The sequence below is a fragment of the Candidatus Nanopelagicales bacterium genome (assembly GCA_041393815.1).
Taxonomy (GTDB): Bacteria; Actinomycetota; Actinomycetes; order S36-B12; family JAWKJK01; genus JAWKJK01.
Window position 1 is genome coordinate 54384 of record JAWKJK010000005.1, and the last position, 18584, is coordinate 72967.

Here is an 18584-nt window from a genome sequence, read left to right on the forward strand (position 1 = left end):
AGTCAGTTCGCGGCCGCCCGCATCCGGCGGCGACGCGACTCCGCGGCCGCGTAGGCGACGAGGAACCACAGCACGACCAGGCCCACGTAGAACAGCACCCCGATCGCCTGCACGCTCGGCGCCCCCCAGCGATCGGCGAGGGTGAGCGTGCACACGGTCAGTGCGCCCAATGGAAAGATGAGTCCCCACGCTGACGGATGGAAGTGACTGGGGGAGAACGGGTTCCGCACCTGGTGGCGCCTGACCATGAGCGTCCCCGCGACCGCCAGCCACCACACGGCGAATCCCCACAGCGAGGCGGCCAGCAGCATCGCCGCACCTTGCACCGCGGTCCCGAGGTCCGGCCACAGCACCTGTCCGACGGACCCGACGGCCAGCGCTGCGAGCCCACCGATGGAGAGCGGGCTCATCATGATCCACAACGTCGGCGCACTGGACGCCGGCGGATGGGCCGCGAGGATGAGCCGGCTGAACAACAGCGCAGCGGTGAGCAGGAAGAGCACGATGCCGCTGCCGAAGAGCAGCACGGCGAGCACCGCCTCGACCGTGCGACCCTCCGGTGGGTAGTCATTCGCCAGGCGTGCCAACAGGATCGGGCCGATCATCACCACCGTGAGGGGGACGAACCACGACCCGTTGACGTCGTCGAGCGTGGTGAGGTCGGCGCTGAACGACTCCACGTAGAACACCAGGGTGAACAGCAGGGCGAGGACCGTCCCGACCACGCCGAGGATGGTCACGATCGTGACCCACCAGCGCGGCCCCGAGTCGAGAACGCCACTGGACGACACCGCGAGCGCGACCACGGACATGCCGCCCGGGAACGTCGCGTAGAGCGGCCCCACCGTCGCGGAGGTGAGGTCGTCCCGACCCGGACGCATGCCCCGGCGCCGCATGGCGACGACGTGGGACGTGAAGGTCAGCACCAGCAGGACCGCAGCGATCAACGTGAATGCGGCACCGACCGCACGGAACACCGGGGCGAGCACCTCGGAGCGCCCGGGGTTCAGGAAGGACGCCGCGCCGATGGCCGCGGTGCCCATGACCGCGCCGAACCAACCCGGATGGGGCAGTCGTCGCTGCGCGCTGGTCACGACCCCATGGTGCCGGAGTCGCCCGAGCGGCGGGCCCGCGCTCGCTCGACGAGCGCGCCCAGCACCGAGCCGACATCCCCACCGGCGGCCGAGACCGACTGGGGCAGAAGCGAAGTCTCGGTCATGCCCGGTGCCGCATTGACCTCCAGGAACCACGCGGTGCCCGCCGCGTCCACGATGAGATCGGACCGCGACCAGTCCCGCAGACCGAGGACGCGGTGCGCGAGGACGGCGACGTCGGCGGCCGCGGAGAGCGCGTCCTCGGGGAGGCGTGCGGGGACGAAGAACTCAGTCTGTCCGGCGATGTAGCGCGCGTTGTAGTCGTAGAAGCCCCCGTCGGGCACGATCTCGACGGCCGGCAGGGCCCGCGGCCCGTCGTCGTCCTCGACCACGGACACCGCGACCTCGACGCCGGTCACGAAGCGCTCGACCAGGACGACGTCGCCGTACGCGAAGGCCCCCACCATCGCGGCCGGCAGCTCCTCGGCCGTACGGACGACCGAGGTACCGAGGGCGGAGCCGCCGCGGGTCGGCTTGGCCACCAGGGGCAGCCCGAGCCGCCCCACCAGCGCCTCGATGACAGCTGGCGCCCCCAACTCGCGAAAGGTGCTCTGCGGCAACGCGATGAAGTCGGGCGTGGCGATCCCGGCACGCCGGACCAGCGTCTTCGCCACCGGCTTGTCGAAGGCCAGCCGGCAAGCCTCCGGCGTGGATCCGACGTACGGAAGGCCCAGGCACTCCAGCACCTCGCGGATGGCGCCGTCCTCGCCGGCAGCGCCGTGCATCACGGGAACGACGCAGTCAGGGCGGTCCGAGCGCAACGACGCCAGCAGGGCGGCGTCGACGTCCCGCTCGACCACGTCGAAACCATTGCCGCGCAGCGCATCCGCAACGCGACGACCGGAACGCAGGGAGACGTCGCGCTCGGGCGACAGCCCCCCGGCGAGCACCAGGACCGACACGGGTACCTCCCTTTGAGCCCGGGCCTCAGGCCAGGTCCGGTGACGGGGACTCCACGCCGTCGCTGTCCCGCAGCGCCGACGAGGTGCCGAACGTCTGGGCCAGCTCCAGCTCGGCCTCCAGCACGGTGGCCAGCCGGCGGACGCCCTCCCGGATGCGGTCCGGCTCCGGGTAGCAGTACGACAGCCGCAGGTTGCGGCGGCCTTGCCCGTCGACGAAGAACCCCGTGCCCGGCACGTACGCCACTAGCGAGGCGACCGCGCGCGGAAGCATCGCGGTCGCGTCCAGGCCCTCGGGCAGCGTGAGCCAGGAGTAGAAGCCGCCGGCCGGGACCGTCCAGGTGGTGCCGGGCGGCATCTGCTGCTCCAGGGACTGCAGCAGGGCGTCGCGGCGCTCCCGGTACAGCTCGCGGAACACCTTCACCTGCTCGCGCCACGGCTGGGTGGCCAGGTACTCCGAGATCGCCAGCTGGGTGAAGTTGGACGGGCACAGCACGGCCGCCTCGGCGGCCAGCACCAGCTTCTCCCGCACCCCGTGCGGCGCCACCGCCCAGCCGACCCGCAGGCCGGAGGCGACGGTCTTGGAGAACGAGCCGAGGTAGACCACGCCCTCCTCGTCGTCGGCCCGGATGGCGCGCGGCACGGTCCCGTCGAAGCCCAGCAGTCCGTACGGGTCGTCTTCCAGAACCAGCAGGCCGTGCCGGCGGGCCACCTCGAGCACCTGCTGCCGCCGCTGCGGCCCCTGGGTCACGCCGGCCGGGTTGTGGAACGACGGGATCGTGTAGACGAGCTTGGGGCGCCGCCCGGAGGCGCGGACCGCGGTGATCGCGTCCTCCAGGGCCTCCGGCAGGAGTCCCTGCTCGTCCATCGGGACGTGGACGACGTCGCACTCGTAGGCGCGGAACACGCCCAGGGCGCCCACGTACGACGGGGCCTCGACCAGCACGACGTCGCCCGGGTCGCAGAACACGCGGGTGACCAGGTCCAGCGCCATCTGCGAGCCGGTCGTGACCACGATGTCGTCGGCGTGCGCGGTGATCCCGGTCTCCGACATCACGTCGAGGATCTGGCTGCGCAGGGTGGGGTCACCCTGCCCCGAGCCGTACTGCAGGGCGACCGGCCCGCGCTCGCGCAGCAGCCGGGCCATGGTGTCGGCCAGCGAGTCCACCGGCAGCGCCTGCACGAACGGCATGCCGCCGGCCAGCGACACCACCTCCGGCCGGGAGGCCACCGCGAACAGCGCCCGGATCTCCGAGGCCGTCATGCCCTGGGCGCGCGCCGCGTAGGAATCCACCCAGGGGTCGAGCCGGGTGCCGTGCGCCGGGAACGGGTCCGGCGGCAGGGGCGTGGTCACGACGGTCACCTCCTCGGGGCGTCCGGGCGGATGGGGACTCGGGTCGAATCCCGGCCGCGGCGGACCGCGGCCTCGGTCCGCGGGGTGCGCACCGAGGCCCCTACCATGCCGGATGACGGGCGAGGAGGGCGCATGCGGGTGCTGCTGTGGGTCCTGCTGGCCGTGCTCGCGGTCCTGCTCGGGGCGGTGGCCGGCTTCCTCGGCGCCCTGCTGCGCCCCCGGGTGGACTACCACCCGGACTACCGCGCCCCCGGTGAGCTCAGTCCGGGGCGAAGAACCGGCTGATCGCCGTCGCCAGCCCCTCCGCCAGCACGTCGCGGAACGACGCGTCGGCCAGCCGGGAGGCGTCCCCGGGATGGGACAGGTAGCCCAGCTCGACGCGCACGGCGGGCATCCGGGTCAGCCGCAGCAGGTCCCAGGTGCGGGGATGGGACCGGCAGTCCTGCAGGTCGGTCCGCCCGCACACCTCCTCCTGCACGAGCTCGGCCAGGTGGTGCCCGGTCAGCGAGAACACCCCGCCGGTGGGCTCGCCGTAGTAGAACGAGGCCGCGCCGTTGGGCAGCGGGCTGCGCACGGCGTCGGTATGCAGTGACAGCACCAGGTCGGCGCCGGTGTCGTTGGCGAACGCCGCCCGGACGGACTCGTCCACCGCGTCGCCGGGCAGTTCGGGACCGGTCGCCCGGGTCAGCAGGACCTGCGTGCCGATGGCGGCCAGCCGGCCCTCCACCCGCACCGCGATGTCCGCGGCGACGTCGCACTCCCGCAGACCGCTGGCGCTGTGCCCGGGCTCGGGGCCGCCGTGGCCGGGGTCGAGGACGACGACCTTGTCGGCGACCCCGGTGCGCACGCTGGTCAGCGACAGCTGCTCGCGCAGCGCCTCCGGCTGGCCGCCCGGGGTGATCGCCCGGGTCAGCCGGGCCAGCGCCTTGAACGTCTGCGGGCCGCAGGTGCCGTCCGCCTCTGCACCGACGTTGCGCTGGAAGTCGCGCAGGGCGCCGTCGGTGAGCACCCCGAACACCCCGTCGGCCCGGCCGCAGTCGAACCCGAATCCGGACAGCCGGCGCTGCAGCTCCAGGACGTCGTCGCCGGCGGTGAGATGGCCGGGGGTGTACGACAGCACCCGGTCGCCGAGTCGCCAGCGCGCCTCCTCCAGCCGGCGGAAGGTCTGCGGCCCCACGACCCCATCGACCGTGATGCCGCGCAGCTGCTGGAAGGTGCGGACGGCGCGGTCGACATGATCGTCGAAGACGGCGTCGTCCGGCGGCGGCCCGGCTGCGCTGCCGTCGGGGTGCGGGAGCAGGGTGACCCGGGTCAGGCGGTCACGGATCTCGGCGACGACGGGGCCGCGGTCGCCCAGACGCGTCACCGGGATCGGCATGTCGGGCAGGGTAGAACGCCGGCCGGCGGCACCGGCGCCCGGTCCGGCGAACCGGTCCCGAGTCGACGGTGCCGTCGGGAGCGCTGGCTACAGGTAGGGGGCCAGGTCCTTGAGCAGGGCCGCCTTCGGCTTGGCGCCGATGATCTGCTTGACCACCTGCCCGCCGGAGAAGACGCTCATCGTCGGGATCGACGTGATGCCGTACGACGCGGCGATGCGGGGGTTCTCGTCGACGTTGAGCTTCGCGACCACGATCTTGTCGGAGTTCTCGGCCGCGATCTCCTCGAGGATCGGCGAGACCATCCGGCACGGGCCGCACCACTCGGCCCAGAAGTCGACCACGACGGGCTTGTCGCTGTTGAGGACCTCGGCGTCGAAGCTGGCGTCGGTCACGATCTTGGTGGCGTCGCCCACGGCGATCTCCTTCGGTGCGGTACGGGGCCCGTGCGGGCCGGGGTCCAGCGTACGGCTGCCCGCCGACGAGCGCCGCCGCGGAAACGGCGGCAGCTGCGGTGCCGGGGCGGCCTGGTGGCTGATCCGACCGGGTGCTGATCCGGTCGGAGGGTCTGATCGGGCGCGCCTGAGCCCGTCCGGTCAGGCGGTGGTGGCGACGACCGGGTCGCCGGTCGCTACTGAGTCCTCGAGGGCGGCCAGGTAGCGCTCGGCGTCCAGCGCGGCCGCGCAGCCGGAGCCAGCGGCCGTGATCGCCTGCCGGTAGGTGTGGTCGACCAGGTCGCCGGCGGCGAACACGCCCGGCACGTTGGTCTTGGTGCTGCCGGGCTCGGTGAGGACGTACCCGTCCTCGTCCAGGTGCACCTGACCCTTGACCAGCTCCGAGCGGGGGTCGTGGCCGATGGCGACGAACAGGCCCGTCACGGGCAGCTCGCGCTCCTCGCCGGTCACCGTGTCGCGCAGCACCACGCCGCTGACCTTGCTGTCGCCCAGGACGTCGGCGACGGCGGAGTTCCAGGCGAAGCGGATCTTGGGGTTGGCGAAAGCGCGCTCGGCCATGATCTTGCTGGCCCGCAGCTGGTCGCGGCGGTGCACCAGGGTGACCGAGTCGGCGAACTTGGTGAGGAAGGTGGCCTCCTCGACCGCGGAGTCCCCGCCGCCGACGACCGCGATGTCCTGGCCGCGGAAGAAGAACCCGTCGCAGGTGGCGCACCACGACACCCCGTGCCCGGACAGCCGCTTCTCGTTCGGCAGGCCGAGCTCGCGGTAGCCGGAGCCCATGGCCAGGATGACGGCGCGGGCGCGGTGGGTGCGGCCGGAGCCGTCGGTGACGACCTTGATGTCCCCGGTGAGGTCGACCTCGACCACGTCGTCGGTGACCATCTCGGTACCGAACCGCTCCGCCTGGGCGCGCATCTCCTCCATCAGCGCCGGGCCCATGATCCCGTCGCGGAAGCCGGGGTAGTTCTCCACCTCGGTGGTGTTCATCAGCGCACCGCCGGCGGTCACCGCGCCCTCGAACAGCAGCGGGGACAGCTGGGCGCGTGCGGCGTACACCGCGGCGGTGTAGCCGGAGGGGCCGGAGCCGATGATGATCACCTGGCGGACGTCGTCCACGGGTACTCCCAGGTCGTGCGGGGCGGGCGGTCAGGGTGACGAGTATACCCCCAGGGGTATGTGACCCGTCTGCTGCCACAACGATCCCACGGGCGTACGCATTCCCCGGGGGCGCCCCGGTGGGCCGCGACCAGGAGCCGCGACCGGGAGGAGCGACCGGGAGGAGCGACCGGGAGGAGCGACCGGGAGGAGCGACCGGGAGGAGCGACCGGGAGGAGCGACCGGGAGGAGCGACCGGGAGGAGCGACCGGGAGGAGCGACCGTGGCTAGGGCCGCGCCGACGTCCGCAGGAACAGCAGGACCTGCGGGTCCGTGTCGTCGCATCCGGGGCGCACGATCCAGACGTCCACCATCGCGAGCTGCCGGTCGGTGGAGAACACCACGACGCCGGCGGGTTCGCCCTGGTAGCGGCCCCGGTCGACGACCAGCGCCTGGGTGGCGGTGTCCCCGGCCAGTCCCCGGACGCAGTCGCTCATGGCCTCCTCGGACGCCGTGAAGCCGGAGCCGCCGTACTGGCGGACCAGCCCCCGGGTCGCGGGTGCGGCGACCTGACCCTCGGGCTGCGCGGTCCCGTCGCTGCCGGCCTGGCCGCCCGTCGGGCCACCCGTCGCGTCGTCCGTGCCGGCGCCGGTGTCCCCGTCGGGGTCCCCAGTGGTGTCCCCACCGGTGTCCCCGCCGGCTTCCGCAGCGGCGTCCCCCTCGGACCCGCTCCCGGAGCCGCCCTGGTCCTCGCCGGACCCCGGGGTGGCCTGTGGCTCGGTGCCGTCGGACCCCTCCCCGGCGTCGGCGGCCAGCGCCATCAGCCCGGTGGCGTCGAGCAGGTCGTGCACCTGGTCGCTGAGCCGGTCCTGGACGTAGTCGGTCCCGGTCGCCGCGACCGCCATGCTCGCCGGCACGCCCGCCGCCATGACCTCCCCGGGCTGGGAGAGGTCCTCGGCGGCGGCCACGGTCGGGCTGGGGTCGTCGCCCCCGCCGTTGAGCAGGGGTACGGCGACGGCGATGGCCAGCAGCGCCACGGATGCGGCGGCCAGACCGGGGAGGGCGCGCGACAGGCCCCGACGGGGCAGCGGGACGACCTCGGCCGGTGTGACCGCGTCGCCCGTTCCGGCACGTGCGCCGCTTCCTGCTCCCACGCCGCTTCCGGCTCCCGCGGTGATCGACTCCGCAGAACCCTGGGACCTGCGGGCCGACTCGCGCGCCAGGACGTCGTTCAGCCGGCTGGCCACCTCCGCCGGCATCGGGGGGTCCGGCAGTGCGCGGAGGGTGGCGAGCAACCACGCCTCGTCCGCCGGGTCCAGCGTCTCCGGGTCCAGATCGTCCGGCTCGCTGCCGGCGTTGGGGGTGCCGTCGCGAGTGCTGGCGTCGTTCGGGGTGTCGGCGTCGTTCGGGGTGTCGGCGTCGTTCGGTCCTCCGTACGACCGATCCGACGCCTCGGCGGCGGTCGCGCGGTCGTCCGGAGTGTCCTGGGTCACGGGGTCCCGGTCCTCGGGGGTTCCGTCGGTGGGCTGGCTCACGGGGTGGTGTCACCTCCTCCGGGGGTGCGAGGGGAATGTGTCCGTTCGGCTGAGGGGCGTGGCGCCGGGGATGGGACGGGGTCCTCCGCGTCGGGGTTCCGCAGGTGCCCCAGCCGACGGGCCAACTTCGCCCGGCCCCGGAAGCAGCGGCTCTTCACGGTTCCCGGCGGGCACTGCAGGATCCGGGCCGCCTCCTCCACCGACCAGCCCTCGACGTCGACCAGGACCACGGCGGCGCGCTGCTCCTCGGGTAGCTCGGCCAGCGCCCGCTGGATCTCCAGCGCGGTCTCGCGTCGGCCCAGCGGGTCGTCCGGGTCGGCGATCTCCGGGCGGGAGCCCTCGGGATCGTGCTCCGGGAGGGGTACCGACGGCCGGGCAGCGCGTCGCCGCATCCGGTCCAGGGAGGCGTTGACCACGATCCGGTGCAGCCAGGTCGTCACCCGGGCGTCGCCCCGGAACTGCTCGGCACGCCGGAACGCCGAGATCAGCGCGTCCTGCAGGGCGTCGGCGGCCTCCTCGGGGTCGCCGGTGGTCCGCAGCGCCACCGCCCACAGCCGGTCCCGGTGCCGGCGTACCAGCTCCGCGAAGGCGTCGGGATCCCCGGCCACGTGCGCGGCCAGCAGCCGGGCGTCCCGGGCGGCCTCCAGGTCCGCCGGCGTCGCGGCGGTCGTGTCCGACCCGGTTCCGTCCGACCCGGCGGCGTCCGACCCGGCGGCGTCCGACCCGGCGGCGTCCGACCCGGCGGCGTCCGACCCGGCGGCAGCGGCGCCTCCCAAGGGGTCCGTGGGGGCGGAGGATCCCGGGCCGCCCGACGACCCGGTCCCACCCGACGACCCGGTCCCACCCGACGACCCGGTCCCACCCGAGGAGCCCGAGCCGGTCCGGGTTCGCCGAGTCGACTCCTCCTCGGGCGTCGAACCGGGCGTGGGCACGACCCGAAGCCTAGGGCCGCATTCGCGGGCATCCCGTCTCGTCCCCCTCGATCCGGTCCGCTCGTCCGCCGCCGCGCGCTGGGGCGCCGCCAGGCTGCTCGCCCGTCCGACGCACCCCCACGACCCCGGGCCCGCACGTGGGGACGCCCATGACGCGGGGGCCGCGCGGCCGCCCCCGTCGCCGCCCACGCGGTCCGGGCGGCCGTCCACAGCACCGGCGTCCGACGGCCCGGGACCGTCAGACCCCCGCCGTACCGTCGCGGCATGGCGACCCTGACTCGACAGCGGATCCCGTCCGACGCGCGCATCGCGCCCCGGGACACACGCGGTGACGATGGCCTGCCGCTGGAGGTCCTGGAGGAGCGGGTGGTCGGCGAGGCCGGCCGGCTCGCTGCCGCCACCTGCCGCTGGTTGCTGCTGCTGGCGGAGTTCGACCGCCGTGACGGCTGGTGCCGCAGCATCGGGATCCGGTCGACCAGCCACTGGCTGTCCTGGCGGTGCGGCATCGGGGCGGGTACGGCGGCGGAACACGTCCGGGTCGCCCGCACGCTCGCGGGACTGCCTCTGGTGATCGAGGCGTTCCGGGCCGGCCGGCTGTCGTACTCGCAGGTCCGCGCTCTGACCCGGGTCGCCGATCTGGTGGACGAGGCCGCTCTGCTGGAGATGGCGCAGCACTGCACCGGGGCCCAGCTCGAGCGGCTGGTCAGCGGGCTGCGGCGCGCCACGATTCCTCCCGAGGAGCGCGCGGCCCACCGGGCCCGGCGCGCCGACTGGTTCGTGGACGACGACGGCACGGTGGTGATCCGGGCCCGACTGTCCGGTGCCGACGGCGCCCTCCTGGTGGCGGCGCTCGATGCGGCGTACGGCGCCCGCCTGGTCGAAGCAGAGGACGAGGGACACGACGTGGGGTACGGACAGGCCGGTCCTGCCGAACCGGGCGAGGAGCCCGGCGACCCTGCGGGCCGCGGCCGCGAGCAGCTAGGCGCGACGCCCCCGCGCACCCGGGCCGACGCGCTGGTCGACCTCGCCCGCGGCTACGCCGCGTGGGCCGCGGGCGCCCGCCGTCCGGGGCGAGCGGCCACCGCCGGATCCCGGCGTCGGCTGGGTCTCCGGCGTCGGCTGGGTCTCCGGCGTCGGCTGGGTCTCCGGCGTCGCCCCAGTCCGAACCCGCGCTGCCGACGCCGCCGCCGGTGCCCGTGCGGGTGGTGCTGCACGCGGACCTGGCGGCCCTCCAGGAGGCGGCCGAGACCCGCGCCGCCACCGGCGGCGGAGCCGGGCCCCGGCCTGCGGGGACCCGGGAGGCGGGGGATGCACGCGGCGGGAGCCCGGCGAGCCCGGTCCGATCCGAGGGCTGGAGGCCGCCCCGCGCGACACGATCTTCCGCGGAAAGGCCGGCGCCGTCTGTTCCCGCAGGTGAGGAACCGCCCGCTCCGCCTGCCCGGGGGCGGTCAGGCCGCGAGAACTCGTCGAACCCGGGGGCTCTCGCAGTCACGTCCCTGGGTGCTGACGGATGGAAACGATCTTCCGCGGAGAGACTGGCGTCGTCGGACCACGACCCGGGCGCGGATCGCGCCTCGGATACCGGAGCTGCTCCCGCCACTGCCGTGGCCCGCACCCCGTCGACCTGCCGGTACGAGGGCGCCGCCGGCGCGCATCCCGCCGTCCTCGCCCAACTGCTGTGCGACGGATCCGCGTACCTGGTGGCCCGGCTGGCCGACGGCAGCGGTGTCGACCTGGGCCGCTCGGCACGCCGTCCGGGCGCAGCGCTTCGGGCCGCCGTCCTGCGCCGGGATGGCGGACGTTGTCGCTTCCCCGGCTGCGGGTCCCGGCGGCACCTGCACCTGCACCACGTCCGACACTGGATCGCCGGGGGACCGACCGACTTGGAGAACCTCGTCACGTTGTGCCATTACCACCACCGGCGGCTGCACGAGGAGGCGTTCGCGATCGGCACCCGACCGAACGGCGCGTTCGTCTTCGTCCTCCCCGACGGCGAGCGGGTGCCGGAGCACCCGGACGTCCAGCCGACTCGTGGTGCGCCGGCACTGGCCGATGACCCCGGCCTGTCGGGTGCCGACAGACTGGCACGCGAGGCGGCGGAGTTCTTCGTACGCGGGCAGCGGCTGCGGCTCCACGACGCGGTGGACGCCCTGCTGAGGGCGGCCGCAGCTTAGGCGCGCGGGTTCACCGGGGCGCGCGGGTTCACCGGGGCGCGCGGGTTCACCGGGGCGCGCGGGTTCACCGGGGCGGGCGAGGGTCGGCCAGGCGGTCGGGGTCGGCCGGGTGGCGGTCAGCCGCGGACGGACACCTCGCGGATGCCGCCCTGGAAGCGGTTGTTGTCCAGCGGGATCCGGGTCAGCCAGACGAGTACGTAGCGACCGGTCACCGGACGCGGCGACCGCAGCGTGATCTCGGGGCCGGCTCCGGCGGCGGCGGCCAGCCGGGTCCAGTCCTCTGGGTTCTCGCTGACCTGGTCGGCGATCAACGCCTCGACGTCGGTCCCGTTGCCCACCAGCTGCAGGTCGACGGCGGTCACGGGCCGGGGCGCGCCGAGGTCGATGAGCAGGCCGGTGCCGCGCTTCCCGGACAGGTCCGGGTTGCGGTAGATCACGGTCGTCCAGGCTGTCGTGGGGTCGCCGTCCACGGCCAGCGGGACCAGTTCGGGGTTCTCGGTGCCGTCGTCACCGTCGGGGTCGAAGTCGCTGATCGTGACGATCGGCAGGGTCGTCTCGCCGCTCGGCGCCGGCAGCGAGGAGGTGGCGCCGACGGTGGAGGTGGCGGTGAGGACGCCGCTGGGGACGGGCACGGCGGAGGTACCGAACGGGGACTGGCCGGAGTTGACCAGCTGCAGCCCGAGCATGCCGAGGCCGACGACGGCGAGCAGCGCCACCACCACCGCGGCGAAGCGACCGAGGTAGCGCAGCCAGCGCCGCTCGCCCCGGGGGCGGCGGGCCGTCCTGGCGGCGCGGCCCGAGGCGTGCTCCGTCATCATCGACAGGGTCGCGGCGCAGTCACCGGCATCCGTGAACGGCGAACGGCCGCGCGGCAGGGCCATCCCGATCACGGAGCGTCCGCAGAAGTCGTCCGCCCCGGTCGGTACGTCGGCGACCACCTGGGACGGGGGCAGCACCCGGACGCCGGCGCGCGGTGCCGCGGCGACGCCCTGGGTCATCCCGTCCGGCCACCGGGCGGTGAGGCAGGCGTACAGCACCGACCCGATCCCGTGCACGTCGGCACGGTCGGGGTCCTGCTCGCCCATGGGGAGCAGGCCACGCAGGGCGGCGGAGACGCCCAGGCCGCGGACGCGTACCTCGCCGAGGTCGGTCACCAGGATGCTGTTGGGCTGCAGCCGTCCGTGCCAGACGCCGGCGTCGCGGGCCGCGGCCAGCGCGCGGGCGGTGGCGCGCGCGATCGTCACCGCCTGCTGGCCGGTGAGGGGCTCCCCGGCGCGCTCCTCGAGGATGTCGGCCAGCGTGCGCCCCGTGACCCACTCGGACACCACGGCGAGCAGCCCGTCGCCCTCCACCACGTCGAGGACGCTGACCAGGCGACGGTCGTGCACCTGCGCCGCCGCGAGGGCGGCCGCGTGCACCTCGGGGGCGTGCGGGTGGTCGGCGGCGATGAGCTGTACGCCGACGGCCCGCCCCAGCGCCGGGTCGGTGCCCCGCCACAACTGGACGGGTCCCTTCTCGGCCACCAGGTCGAGCAACTCGTACCGGCCGATGCGTCGACCGGTCACTCCCGTGGCGCCCACGTCTCGAGGTTAGGGGAGGGGGGTACGTCGGGCCACCGGCGCGCCGTCGGCCGAACGGACGGAATCTGCGCCGACAGGGGCGAATGGTTCGATGGCGCCTATCATTTGTCGCGGCCGAGCGTGCGGCGGCCAGCTCCCCCGAGCGGTCCTGTCCCAGCGGCGGCACGGATCCACGCGACGGTCCCGCGGTGCAGGGGGTCCGCCCCGGGAGGGGCGGTGCGACGGGGACGGCGGGTCACCGGAAGCTGGGGCGGACGGCGCCGACGAGGCCGTCGGTGTAGACCGGCGCCACCCGGACGTGATCCCCGGTGTGCGGCGAGTGCAGCATCAGGCCGTGGCCGAGGTAGAGCGCCACGTGGTGGATCGTCGCCGGGTTGGACAGGTCGTACGCCCAAAACAGCATGTCGCCGGGGGCGGCGTACGCCATCGGGACCCGGTCGCCCGCGAAGAACTGCTGCCGCGACACCCGCGGCAGCGCGTACCCGGCCGCGGCGAAGATGCGCAGCATCAGCCCGGAGCAGTCGAAGCCGACGGTGACCTGGGCCAGGCAGGCGCCCCCGAGCCGACCGTCGTCCCACCCGGCGTCGCAGAAGCCACGGGTCGGTCCGGACGTGCTGCCGCCGCCGGCGGAGTACGGGACACCCAGCCAGCGGCGGGCGTCGGCGAGGACGGCGACGGCGTACGGCGAGGCCGGCGCCGCGGTCGCCTCGGCCAGCGCCCGGTCCAGGGCGAGCCGCTGGTCGGCCGGAACCTCCGCCGGGGTGGTCCAGGGCGAGGCCGCGCGGGCGGCCGCCAGTGCGCGGGCGGCTGCCTCCCGGGCCTCCTGCTCGGCACGGGCGCGTTCCTCCTCCAGCAGGCGGCGCACCTGCGCGTCGGCCCCCGCCAGCGCGGTGCGAAGCTCGGCACTGAGTCGACGCACCGTCGACTCGGCGGCCGCGGCGCGCTGCGCCAGCTGCAGCCGGTCGGTGGTGTCGGCGGCCAGCTCGGCCTGCACGGCCCGGGCGGCGGCCAGCTCGGACTCCGCGGCCTCGATCCGGGTCAGGCCGCCGGTCACCAGGGACGTCGCCAGCCGGACCCGGTCCACCGCGTCGCCGAGGTCCTGGCCGTCGAGCACGGTGGCATACAGGGCGGGCATGCCGCCGCCCATGTAGAGCGCCCGCACCGTGCTCGTCATCCGGGCCCGGGCATCGGCCTCCACCCGGGCGACGGCGTCGACCTGCCGGGCCCCGGCGAGCTCACCGCTGATGGCGCGTGCCAGCGCGTCGCGGGCCGCGGCGGCGTCCTCGATGGCCAGCTCCCGGCGGGCCTCCAGGTCGTCCAGCCGCTCGCGCAGTGCCGCGGCCCGGGCGCGGGCGTCCTCGATGTCGGTCGGTGCTGCGGCAGCCACGGCAACCGCGGCGGACGCGCCGGCACCGGAGCGACCACCGGCGCCTGCGGGAGTGCTCGTCGCCCCTGCGGCCCCCGATCGCGACGGGACGGCCTGCGCGGGGAGCACGGCCGCCAGCACCGCCCCGGCGGCCAGCGCGCCGACCAGGGGGCGGCGCAGCCGACCCCGCCCTGCCCTCACCGGGTCAGCGTCTCACGCGTCAGCCGCGGCGGGACAGCCGCCGACCGACCATCCGGACGACCTGGCCGACCTCGTCGATGCGGAAGCTCCAGGCGGCGGCGAGGTAGACCGCCAGGCCCACCGCCGACACCACGACGACGTTGACCAGGATCTGCAGCCGGCCGTCGGGTCCCAGGTCGCTCCAGACCAGCAGGGCCTGCGTCCCGAACATGACCCCGAAGGCCAGTGCGGACGCGAGGAACATCCGGACCAGCGACCGCACCGTGCGGCGCGAGTCCAGGCCGCCGAGTCGGCGGGACAGCACCACCCACGCGACGACGAACGCGATCCAGTACGCCAGGGAGTAGCCCAGCGCCAGCGCGCCGATCTGCGCGGAGCCGCGCACGGCGTAGAAGAACGGCACCGACAGCGCCAGCATCACCACGTTGAAGACGACCGTCAGCCAGAACGGAGTCCGGGTGTCCTCCAGCGCGTAGAAGCCGCGCAGCAGCACGTAGAACAGCGTGAAGGGCAGCAGGCCGGTCATGAACACCGACACCACCGCGCCGAGCAGCTCGGCCTGCGCGGTGGTGGCGGCGCCGTAGCCGAACAGCAGCACGGACAGGCCGGGTGCGGTGAGGATGAGGATCGTCCCGACCGGCAGGACGAACGCCGCGACCAGCCGCATCGCCGAGGCGACGTCGAGGCCGACCTGGCGCAGCCGGCCGGAGTGCGCGACCCGCGACAGCGCGGGCAGCAGCGCGGTCACGATCGACACGGTGATGACGCTGTGCGGCAGGACGAAGATCAGATGTGCCTTCTGGTAGGTCGTCAGGCCGGCCGCGATCTGGTCGTTCTCCGACGCGGTGACGTTGGCCAGCGTGGCCAGCCGGGTGATGACGACGTACGCGAGCTGGTTGACCAGCACCAGCCCGATGGTCCAGGAGGCCAGGTTGCCCGCCTTGCCCAGGCCGGCGCCGCGCCAGTCGAAGCGGGGGCGGTACGCGTAGCCGGACCGCCACAGGATCGGCACCAGCACCAGCGCCTGGGCGGCGACGCCGAGGGTGGTGCCGACGCCGAGTAGCGCCGTCTCTCCGGGGGTCAGCGCGCCGTCCGCGGCGGCGGTGGGGCCGGCGATGCCGAGGAACAGCAGGAAGGTGCCGATCGCGACGACGTTGTTGACGATCGGCGCGAACATCGGCGCGCCGAACCGGCCGCGGGCGTTGAGCACCTGCGACAGCAGCGCGTACAGGCCGTAGAAGAAGATCTGCGGCAGGCAGTAGCGGGCGAATGCGGTGGCGAGGTCCAGCTGCTCGGGCGAGTAGGCGTCGGTGGCGTAGATCCGCACGATCCACGGGGCCAGCAGCACGGCCGCGATCGACAGCACCAGCAGCACGGTGCCGACCAGCGTGAGCAGTCGGTCGGCATAGCCCGCGCCGCCGTCGGGGTCGTCCTTCATCCGCCGGACCAACTGCGGGACGAAGACCGCGTTGAGCGCGCCGCCCACGACCAGGATGTAGATGATGTTGGGCAGCGTGTTGCCCAGCGAGTACGCGTCGGACACCAGGTAGAACCCGAGGGCCGCGGTCATCGCGACGTCGCGCAGGACCCCGGTCACGCGGGACGTGACGGTGCCCACGGCCATCACCGCGCTGTTGCGGACGAGGCCGCGGCCGGCCGCGCTCGGCGGGGCCGCGTTCAGGTCGCCCGGCTGCGCCTCGCGGGCGGCCTCCTCGACCTCGCGCTCCACCCCGGCGGCGTCACCGCGGGGCGCGACGCGACCGGACGCCTCGTCGTCGCCGGGACGGCCGGCGCCGGGGCGAGGGCGCCCGGCGGGGCGGTCGCGGGTCACGACGGGTCCTTCCGGGTGGCGGCTCGGATGCGCCGGACCGTACCGACCACCACGATCACCACCAGCGCGACCCCGGCAGCGGCGATGACCCACCCGGCGGCGCGTGCGTACGCGGTCGACCGCAGCTCCATCGCGACCGGCGCCCCGTACGGCTGGCCCTGCGGCGTGGTGAGCTGCACCGCGACGTCGACGGTGCCCGAGCCGACCACCCGCGCGTCGACCTCGACCGACGTCTTGCGGCCGGGGGCGAGCGTGAGGTCCGTGACCGGCTCGGACTCCAGTCGCAGCGGCGGGATGCCCACCAGGCGCAGGCCGACGGTGACGCTGCGGTCGAGGTCGTTGGCGATGGTGACCGGGACGACGCCGCGGTCGCCGGAGAAGGTGACGGTGCCCCGGGACAGCACGCGGACCCGGTCGATGTCCGCCGCGAGTTCGTCCTCCACCCGCCGCAGCAGGTCGTCGCCCGTGCGCGGCTCCTGCCGCCAGGCCGACGACTCGCACCGGATCAGGGCGGCCGAGAACGGCTCGGTCAGCCCGGCGGGGTCGTCGACGACGTCGGCGAAGCGGGCCAGCTCCTCCTGCGCGTCGGCGATCCGGGCGAGGAACGCCGGCGGGAGCTCGGACTTGCGCCCGTCGCCGTAGCCCTTGCGGGCCCGGCGGACCTCGCTGGGACGGGCGGCGATGAGGGTCTCCAGCGACGTGGGCGTGATCCACGGCGCGTTCTCGACCGTGGCGAGGATCTCGCGCACCAGCGAGGCGTTCGGGTTCCACCGGGGTGAGGACGGCGCGGCGACGACGGTGCGAGGGGTGCTGGGCAGCTCCAGGGTCACCATCGCGGTCTGCGCCAGGAACGCCTGCCGGGCCAGCAGCACCTGGCCGCGGGTCCGCTGCGGCATCGACAGCGCCGCGGTCAGGCCGCTGTCGGTGAGGATCGCGCGCATCGAGCCGAGTCCGGTGTTCAGGGTGCCGGTGCCGCTGGGGGTGAACGGCAGCGTCTCCTTGGGCGGCATGACCGTGTCGCTGATGATGACCGCGTCGACGCCCGCGGCGATGAGCAGCTCGAGGGTGGCCTTGTCGACGTTGCCACCCGGGGCCCAGTACAGGCCCCCGGTGACCTCGCGGTCCAGGATCCGTCCGGCCAGGGGCGGCGCCAGCGTGGTGGCGCGCACCAGGTCGCGGTCCAGGCCGGCGCGACGCAGCGCGGTGCCGTCGACGTCGGCGTACGGCAGCACCCGGACCGGCAGCGTGCCGGTGGCGCCGCGCACCGCGGTCAGCCAGGACGCCGCGTCGTCCGCGCGCTCGCCCGGCTCGACCGTCCCGGCGACGAGGACCTGGTAGCCCTCGCTCATCTCCTCCGCGGTCTGCAGCACCTCCGGGTCGACGATCCACGACACCGTCCCCGGGGCGGCGGCGCCCACGTCGACCAGCGTCCGCAACCGGCCGCCGGGGGACAGCTCGCGCGGCGTCCGGTCGGTCACCAGGACGCCGGCGGCGTCTCGGGACGGGAAGTCGACGATGGGCCACATCGTCACCAGCCGCGACGGGTCGAGCTGTTCGGGGTACGGCACCCAGGGCAGGAACGTGCGGGTCAGGCCCTGCCGGTCGAACAGCCCGTCGTAGCGCCCGAGGGCCTCCACGCCGAGGACGTACACCCCGGTCGCCGAGAGTGGCAGGTCGGTGAACGGGACCTCGAGCCGGAACGACGCCTCGCCGCCGGGCCGCAGCCGCTCGCTGATGCGCTCCCGGGTGCCGTCGACGGCCAGCCCGTCGTAGTTGGACGCGCCGTCGACGACCGACTCGATCTCGGCACGGCCGAGCAGGGGGATGGTGGACAGCCGCAGCCGGATCTCGACCTCGGTGACCGGGACGTCGGCGGTGTTGGACACCCGCCCGGAGACCACCAGGGTGCCGTCGGGCGTGGGCACGGCCGGGGCCAGGTTCTCCACCGACACCTGCAGGACCGTCGCGGGGTCGTCCTCCGCGGCGGCGGCCGGCCCGGGGGCCGCGAGCAGCAGCGGGGCCAGCAGGGCGGCGCACAGCAGGGCGGTCAGCAGCAGCGCCACCGGCGAGGGCAGGGACGTACGCGGGAACGGCCGCCGGCGCGGGGTCACCCCGCGTCCGCGAGCAGCTCGGACACCCGACCGAGCAGGCGGCGCTCGTCGGCGTACGTCAGCCGGCCGGGCAGCTCCTCCAGCGGCACCCAGGCGACCTCGACGACCTCGATGTCCTCGTCGGACAGCTCGCCGCCGACGGCCTCGAGCAGGTAGTGGTGCACGGTCTTGTGGATGCGCCGGTCCTCCACGACGAACCAGAAGTCGATGACCCCGAGCGGGGCGAGCACCCGGCCGCGGATGCCGGTCTCCTCCTCGACCTCGCGGATCGCGGCGTCCTCCGGCGTCTCGCCCTCCTCCAGGTGCCCCTTGGGCAGGGACCACACCAGGCGGCCCCGGCGGTCGTGCCGGCCGATGACGGCCGCCGCCTGGGGGTCGACGCTGCGGTCGACCACCAGGCCGCCGGCGGAGGTCTCCTCCACGCGGGGGAGGTGGCGCGTCCGCCCCCGGGGCCGCCGGCGTCCGGAGGACGGGCGGCTGCTCATGCTGGCGAGGATAACCGCGCCGTACCCTGGTCCACC

At 74.7% G+C, this 18584-nt stretch carries 15 protein-coding genes; 2 read left to right on the forward strand and 13 right to left on the reverse strand.

Features of this window, described 5'->3' with window-relative positions; all coding sequences use genetic code 11:
- Positions 1-2 precede the first annotated feature (2 nt).
- Genes R2737_14310 through R2737_14320 form a run of 3 tightly spaced genes read right to left on the reverse strand, consistent with a single transcriptional unit; the run spans position 3 to position 3407 of the window.
- Positions 3-1094 (reverse strand): hypothetical protein, encoded by a 1092-nt coding sequence (locus R2737_14310; protein ID MEZ5117429.1) that lies wholly within the window; start codon positions 1092-1094, stop codon positions 3-5.
- Entirely contained in the window at positions 1091-2056 is a 966-nt protein-coding gene (locus R2737_14315; protein MEZ5117430.1) for a D-alanine--D-alanine ligase, read from the reverse strand. The genes R2737_14310 and R2737_14315 overlap by 4 nt, the downstream gene beginning before the upstream one ends.
- 25 nt (positions 2057-2081) lie before the next feature.
- Positions 2082-3407: a PLP-dependent aminotransferase family protein gene (locus tag R2737_14320; GenBank protein MEZ5117431.1), complete on the reverse strand. Its 1326-nt coding sequence runs from the start codon at positions 3405-3407 to the stop codon at positions 2082-2084.
- 132 nt (positions 3408-3539) lie between these two features.
- Between R2737_14320 and R2737_14325 the strand changes: the two genes are divergently transcribed.
- Entirely contained in the window at positions 3540-3692 is a 153-nt protein-coding gene (locus R2737_14325; protein MEZ5117432.1) for a hypothetical protein, read from the forward strand.
- On the opposite strand, the gene R2737_14330 is transcribed toward R2737_14325, so the two are convergent.
- The 5 genes from R2737_14330 to sigM form a co-directional block, all read right to left on the reverse strand.
- Positions 3667-4785 (reverse strand): N-acetylmuramoyl-L-alanine amidase, encoded by a 1119-nt coding sequence (locus R2737_14330; GenBank protein MEZ5117433.1) that lies wholly within the window; start codon positions 4783-4785, stop codon positions 3667-3669. The genes R2737_14325 and R2737_14330 overlap by 26 nt on opposite strands.
- Positions 4786-4872: 87 nt before the next feature.
- Positions 4873-5199 carry a thioredoxin gene (gene trxA / locus R2737_14335; protein ID MEZ5117434.1) on the reverse strand — a complete coding sequence of 109 codons (327 nt, stop codon included), beginning with the start codon at positions 5197-5199 and terminating at the stop codon, positions 4873-4875.
- A 180-nt stretch (positions 5200-5379) separates the two neighbouring features.
- Complete coding sequence (gene trxB / locus R2737_14340) at positions 5380-6354, reverse strand: thioredoxin-disulfide reductase (GenBank protein MEZ5117435.1); 975 nt, start codon at positions 6352-6354, stop codon at positions 5380-5382.
- Positions 6355-6620: 266 nt separating this feature from the next.
- Positions 6621-7868: a hypothetical protein gene (locus R2737_14345; protein MEZ5117436.1), complete on the reverse strand. Its 1248-nt coding sequence runs from the start codon at positions 7866-7868 to the stop codon at positions 6621-6623.
- Positions 7865-8644 carry an RNA polymerase sigma factor SigM gene (sigM, locus tag R2737_14350; protein ID MEZ5117437.1) on the reverse strand — a complete coding sequence of 260 codons (780 nt, stop codon included), beginning with the start codon at positions 8642-8644 and terminating at the stop codon, positions 7865-7867. The genes R2737_14345 and sigM overlap by 4 nt, the downstream gene beginning before the upstream one ends.
- 1760 nt (positions 8645-10404) lie before the next feature.
- Between sigM and R2737_14355 the strand changes: the two genes are divergently transcribed.
- Positions 10405-10974 carry an HNH endonuclease signature motif containing protein gene (locus tag R2737_14355; GenBank protein MEZ5117438.1) on the forward strand — a complete coding sequence of 190 codons (570 nt, stop codon included), beginning with the start codon at positions 10405-10407 and terminating at the stop codon, positions 10972-10974.
- Positions 10975-11090: 116 nt separating this feature from the next.
- Here the strand turns inward: R2737_14355 and R2737_14360 are convergent, their stop codons facing one another.
- The 5 genes from R2737_14360 to R2737_14380 form a co-directional block, all read right to left on the reverse strand.
- Complete coding sequence (locus R2737_14360; GenBank protein ID MEZ5117439.1) at positions 11091-12554, reverse strand: protein kinase family protein; 1464 nt, start codon at positions 12552-12554, stop codon at positions 11091-11093.
- A gap of 235 nt (positions 12555-12789) precedes the next feature.
- Entirely contained in the window at positions 12790-14121 is a 1332-nt protein-coding gene (locus R2737_14365) for an NlpC/P60 family protein (GenBank protein ID MEZ5117440.1), read from the reverse strand.
- Positions 14122-14140: 19 nt separating this feature from the next.
- Positions 14141-15952, reverse strand: a complete 1812-nt coding sequence (gene murJ / locus R2737_14370) for a murein biosynthesis integral membrane protein MurJ (GenBank protein MEZ5117441.1) — start codon at positions 15950-15952, stop codon at positions 14141-14143.
- A complete protein-coding gene (locus R2737_14375; GenBank protein MEZ5117442.1) occupies positions 15949-18063 on the reverse strand; it encodes a DUF6049 family protein in 2115 nt (704 codons plus the stop codon). The genes murJ and R2737_14375 overlap by 4 nt, the downstream gene beginning before the upstream one ends.
- Complete coding sequence (locus R2737_14380) at positions 18060-18485, reverse strand: NUDIX hydrolase (GenBank protein ID MEZ5117443.1); 426 nt, start codon at positions 18483-18485, stop codon at positions 18060-18062. The genes R2737_14375 and R2737_14380 overlap by 4 nt, the downstream gene beginning before the upstream one ends.
- Positions 18486-18584 lie beyond the last annotated feature (99 nt).

Coding starts and splice junctions, on each gene's coding strand:
- R2737_14330 (MEZ5117433.1), bottom strand. CDS start 4,785: ATGCCGATCCCGGTGACGCGTCTGGGCGACCGCGGCCCCGTCGTCGCC.
- R2737_14325 (MEZ5117432.1), top strand. CDS start 3,540: ATGCGGGTGCTGCTGTGGGTCCTGCTGGCCGTGCTCGCGGTCCTGCTC.